We start from the raw sequence: 5,331 nt of genomic DNA on the forward strand, positions 1-5,331 counted from the left end.
GACCAGTGCCGAGCGCAGGTGAAACAGGAAGACCAGGCAGACGATCGTGACGATCACCGCCTGCTGCAGCAGCGTCTTGGTCAGCGTGCCGACCGCGCCGAGGATCAACTCCGACCGGTCGTAGGTGGGGACCAGCTGCACGCCGTCGGGCAGGCGCAGCGTCGCGATCTCCGCTTCGAGCGCGCGAATGACCTGCAGCGCATTGGAGCCGATGCGCATCACGATGATGCCGCCCACCGCCTCGCCGGTGCCATTCCAGTCGGCCGCGCCGCGACGGATCTCGGGTCCGAAGCGGACGCTCGCCACGTCGCCGAGACGGATCGGGGTGCCGCCGGCGCCGACGGCGACCACGCTCTGTTCCAGGTCGGCCAGGGTCTTGACGTAGCCACGGCCGCGCAGGACGTATTCGCGACCGGCCAGTTCGAGGACCCGGGCGCCGACCTCGGCGTTGGCCTCGCGCACGGCCCGGGTGAGGTCGGTCAGGGTGAGCCCGAATGCGACCAGGCGGTCGGGGTTGATGACGACCTGGAACTGGCGTTCGAAGCCGCCGAGGGACGCGACCTCAGCCACCCCGCCGACCGCCTGCAAGGCCGGTCGCACGGTGAAGTCCTGGAGGGTCCGCAGCTCGGCGAGGTCCATGCGCCCGCTGCTGTCGGTCAGGACGTACTGGTAGACCCAACCGAGGCCACTCGCATCGGGGCCGAGCGTCGGCGACACCTCGGGAGGCAGCAACTGCTGCACCCGTCCCAGCTGTTCGAGCACGCGGGTCCGTGCCCAGTAGATGTCCGTCCCGTCATCGAAGATCGCGTAGGTGAAACTCATCCCGAACATCGAATAGCCGCGCACGGTCTTGATGCCCGGGGTGCTCTGAAGCGCACGGACCAACGGATAGGTGACCTGGTCCTCGACCAGGTCGGGGCTGCGCCCCATCCACTCGGTGTAGACGATGACTTGCGGATCGGAGAGGTCCGGGAGGGCATCGAGTGGGGTCCTACGGACGGAATCGACCGCCCAGAGGGACAGGACCAGCACCGCCCCGAAGACCACCCAGCGGTGGCGAACCGACAGTTCGATGATCCGTTCAACCATGATCGTTACCGGTGGCCCGCGTGCGGGTCAGCCGGCGCCGCGGTGGGTTTCGTCGTCGTGGCCGGCGCGCCGTGGCCCTGGTGAACGCCGTTGCCCCCCGTGGCGCGCAGCCGGCTCTCCGAATCCAGCAGGAACACGCCCGCCGCCACGACACGTTCGCCCTCTGCGAGACCGCTGCGGATCTCGACGCGGTTGGCGAGCTGCACGCCCAGCGTCACCGGCCGAGGCTCGAAGTGATCGCCCGTGGCGACGAAGACGTGCTGCTGCAGCCCGGTGTCAACCACGGCATCCCGTGGCACGGTGATGACCGATGGGCCCGTCGATTCGAACGCCACGGTGCCATAGAGCCCCGGCCTGAGCGTGCCCCTGGGATTGGCCGCTGACAACCGGACGCGCAGCGTGCGCGTCCGTTCGGACAACGTCGGATAGATGAAGTCGATCCGCGCGTCAAACGGGACTTGACCGGAGCCCGGAAAGTCCACCTGCGCACGGGTGCCGAGGTGCACCGTGGCGATGTGTGTTTCCGGTACTTCGGCGAGAATCCACACGCGCGACAGGTCGGCAATGGTGAGCAGCGTCGTCGAGGGGTCGACCGACGTGCCGACCGTCACGCCGCGGTTCACGACCACGCCGCTGCGAGGCGCGGCCACCGTGAACAGGCGCTTGGGTTCGCCCGATTGCTCGATGGCGTCGATGTCTGCCGGCGTCATGCCGAGCACGCCCAGTCTGGTACGCCCGCCGGCCACTACCATGCTCGTCAGGCCCGAAGCCGAGGTCGTCTGGCGGATGGCGAGGTACTCGGTCTGAGATGAGAAAAGTTCCTGCGAGAAGATGTCTGCGAGCGGCTGCCCGGCGCGGACCATTTCGCCCGTCGTGTTGACGTCGAGATGCTCCACCCAGCCAGCGACCCGGGTGTGCACGTGGGAAATCCGCGATTCGTCGGGCACCACCGTCGCCATGGCCCGCACGACTTCGGTCAACGCCTCGCGCGTGGCCGGCTCGAGGCGGATGCCGAGCTGCTGCACGGTGGACGGCGTGACCGTGATCGGCACCCGGCTGTGGCTGGATCCGGAGTCGGTGGACGGAGCCGCCGGCCGGCTGTCGGCTGATCCGGACGCCAGCGTCGCGGGCGCGAATGGCCACGCGTCGCGGGAGCGCTGGATCCACAGCCCCGCGGTGAAGACGGCCGTGGTCACGGCGACCGCGGCGAGGGCCGACGTGAGCTTGGTGAAGTGTGTCATGGGATGATCGCCTCGTACGATCCAATGGCGCGCCCGAGCCGGGCCCACGCAAGACCGAGAGCGGTGTCGGCGGTAATCAGGTCGGACTGGACCAGCCAGAGGGCCTGGACGGCTTCGATCACGCTGACGAGCGGCAATTGCCCCGCGGCGTAACCGGCGACGGCCGGTTCGATCACCATCCGGGCGCGGGGCAACACCTCGCGGCTGAGCGCCGTCTGGCGATCGCGCGAGGCCTGGAGCAGATTTACGGCGACCGCCGCGTCGCCCTCGATCATCCGGGTCATGGCCTGGAGGTCCGCCTCGGACATGAGGCGCATGGCCTGCGCTTCGGCGACACCGGCCCGCAACTTGCCGCGCCAGATGGGCAGGGTGACGCCCACCATAGCCATCCAGCCGCGGCCCTCGGCCATCGTGTACGCGGGCCCCGTGCGGATGGTCGCCATTGGCCGGTACATGTCACGCATCACCAGCACATCAGCCTCGGCCCGGGCCACCTCGGCGCGTCCGGCCACCAGTTCCGGTCGCGCGGCGAGTGCGGCCTTGATCGTCGTCCAGGCCGGGATCGGGCTGGCGAATGTGAGCGGCGCGAGTTCCGGCACTGTCAGGTCAGGGTCCAGGGCCAGGCTGGCATTCAGCATCGCTTCGGCGCCCCGCACTTCTCCGGCGAGCGCTGTGGCGGCGGCCTCCAGCCGTGCCACCTCGACTTCGGCGCGCAGGACATCGGCCTGGGATGCCGTGCCGCCCGAGTACCGCGCGTTGGCCGCGGAGACAATGTCGCGGGCGAACTCGATTTGTTCAACGACCAGTGCCGTCGTGCGGCGGCGCTCCTGCAGCATCAGGAACGCGTTGGCGGCCTGGACACTGACGTCCAGGACCGCGCGATCGGCGTCAGCCCGCAGCCGATCGACGTCGGCCAGGGCGGAGGCGCGACGGTGCCGCCGGATTCCCGATAGCGGAATTTGCTGCTCGATGGTCACGCTCACGTCAGCGCCGTCCCACTTGAAGGGCAGATGATCGATGGCAGGCGAGATCATCGGGTCGTCCAGTGCCGACACGATCACGGGGCGCTCCTCGCCGGCGCGGATGCGGGCGCGCGCGGCCTGGATCTCGTCCCGTCGCTCACTCGCCACGCGAATGACATCGGCGAGACCGAGCGGCGAGGGAAGTGCTGGTGTCGCCTGGGCGGCGCCGGCAGGCGGCCGGACGATCGCGACGATGGCGAGCACGACGAGGCATCGGACGACTCTGGAAGATCTCATTTGCACGTACCGCACACGCGGGCCTCTCTGGTCAGACTGGTGATCAACCGATGCCGGGGCCGTGGGGCGACGGCCCGAGCCAGGCGCAGTGATGCCGCCGGCGTTCAATCCCTGAGGGATCAGCCGCGGCAGCGAGAGATCAGATGCGGAGGATGGTTGGGAGGGGCCGATGAGCGAGCGACTGCCGGCGTCCCGGCTCGTAGCCCAAGCGGTGGGTGGTCGCGGAACGGACGAGCGCGCCGCCGAGGACTGGAATCGCGACGTCGCCGCTCGGGAGCGAGGAATCGCGCCGGAGGGCCGTGAACTGCGCCGACGCCCCGCCGGCCAAGAGGCCCTCGCAACAGTCGTCACCCGCGGCGATCTGCAGCGGACTCGTTCCGTCGTGGTCACACGGCTTGGTCAGGTCCGCCTGCGGGGCACACAGGGCCTGGCACACGATGTCGGCGTTCGGGCCGATCGCCAGTGTCAGGACGATCGAGAGGATAGAGGCTCGCAGCATCGGGTGTGCTGATCGCGTGAGCAAGAACGACGCCAACTAACTTGACGCGATGACCGTCGAAAACCGACTAATCTGTGGCATCGTCTCCGGGCGCTGGGGACCTCGATGGGGGATTTCTCTAAATCGGCGGGGAAGAACTCGCACATTGGTCGGGGCGCTCGACATCGTCGGTGATTGAACTGGGTCCCGACGTGATCACCAAGCAGTCGTGTCGCAATGATGGAGAATACGCTGATGATCCGCACCCTCCGCGCACTCGCCCTGATCGCCCTGTTGCCCTCGTTGGCCTTCGCCCAGCCCGGCGCCGGCGATGCCGCTGCCGTCGAGACCTGGCTGAAAGGCTACGACGCCGCTTTCATGGCGAAGGATCTCGACCGGCTCGCGACCTTCTATCATCCGGACGTCACGATCTACGAAGGCACCGGCATCAACCACGGCTGGGCCGACTACCGCGATCGCCACCTGGGTCCCGAGCTGAAGGCCTTCGAGAATCTGGCGTTCGGGCACACCGAGACCAAGGTCACGCTGATGCCCGGCGGCAACTCGGCCTATGCGACGTCGCGCTACACCATCAAGGCAAAGATGGGCGACCGCGAGCTCGACTCGGAAGGGCTCGAAACGCTGGTGCTGGTGAGGATGCCCGACGGACTCTGGAAGATACGGCACTCCCATACGTCGAGCCGAGCGCGCCGGCCCGCGAAGTAGTCCTCGGTAGGGGATCCAGGCGCCTAGGCTGGGGCTAGCGCACGCGCACGCGGTCACCCTCGCGCAGATTGCGCAACGTCTGGAACGGGCCCGACACGATGGTCGTGCCTTCGGCCACGTCGTCTACCTCGATCGACAGCCCGCCGATGATGCCGGTCGTCACCGGCGTGAAGGTCACGCCGCCGTCGCGGACGACGAACACACCGGCCTTGCCATTCTGCTCGACCACCGCCTGCAGCGGCACGGTCAGCGCGTTCTTCTTTTCGGCCACCAGAATCTCGGTATCGCACGTCAGCCCGGGGCGCAGCGTTGCCGCCGGGCCGTCGAGCCGCACTTTCACGCGAAACTCCCGGGCCGCCGCCTGGGCGCCGACCTGGGGCAGCGCGCTGGCGCCGATCTCGACCACCCGGCCGGTGAACTTTTGCAGGGGCAGGGCTTCGAGCGTCACGGTGGCGGGAAAGCCGTTCGACAGCCGCATCACGTCGGCCTCGGCCACCTTTACTTCCGCGTTCACCGCACTCAAATCGGACACGGTCAT

The 5,331-nt window shown here is 68.4% G+C and carries 6 protein-coding genes; 1 reads left to right on the forward strand and 5 read right to left on the reverse strand.

The window, feature by feature from the left end:
• The 4 genes from Q0C41_RS29475 to Q0C41_RS29490 form a co-directional block, all read right to left on the reverse strand.
• Positions 1–1,089: efflux RND transporter permease subunit (locus Q0C41_RS29475; protein ID WP_291990256.1), on the reverse strand; the 1,089-nt coding region annotated here is incomplete at its 3' end.
• Between the two features lie 5 nt (positions 1,090–1,094).
• Positions 1,095–2,330, reverse strand: a complete 1,236-nt coding sequence (locus Q0C41_RS29480; RefSeq protein ID WP_291990258.1) for an efflux RND transporter periplasmic adaptor subunit — start codon at positions 2,328–2,330, stop codon at positions 1,095–1,097.
• A complete protein-coding gene (locus tag Q0C41_RS29485) occupies positions 2,327–3,697 on the reverse strand; it encodes a TolC family protein (protein ID WP_291990260.1) in 1,371 nt (456 codons plus the stop codon). The genes Q0C41_RS29480 and Q0C41_RS29485 overlap by 4 nt, the downstream gene beginning before the upstream one ends.
• A gap of 31 nt (positions 3,698–3,728) precedes the next feature.
• Complete coding sequence (locus Q0C41_RS29490; RefSeq protein WP_291990262.1) at positions 3,729–4,088, reverse strand: hypothetical protein; 360 nt, start codon at positions 4,086–4,088, stop codon at positions 3,729–3,731.
• 234 nt (positions 4,089–4,322) lie between these two features.
• Here Q0C41_RS29490 and Q0C41_RS29495 point away from each other — a divergent pair, with 234 nt between their 5' ends.
• A complete protein-coding gene (locus Q0C41_RS29495; protein ID WP_291990264.1) occupies positions 4,323–4,793 on the forward strand; it encodes a nuclear transport factor 2 family protein in 471 nt (156 codons plus the stop codon).
• Between the two features lie 34 nt (positions 4,794–4,827).
• On the opposite strand, the gene Q0C41_RS29500 is transcribed toward Q0C41_RS29495, so the two are convergent.
• Positions 4,828–5,331, reverse strand: a 504-nt coding sequence (locus tag Q0C41_RS29500; protein ID WP_291990266.1) for an efflux RND transporter periplasmic adaptor subunit, incomplete at its 5' end; no start/stop codon positions are given.

Origin of the sequence: Luteitalea sp. (assembly GCF_022842525.1) — a bacterium.
Classification (GTDB): domain Bacteria; phylum Acidobacteriota; class Vicinamibacteria; order Vicinamibacterales; family Vicinamibacteraceae; genus Luteitalea.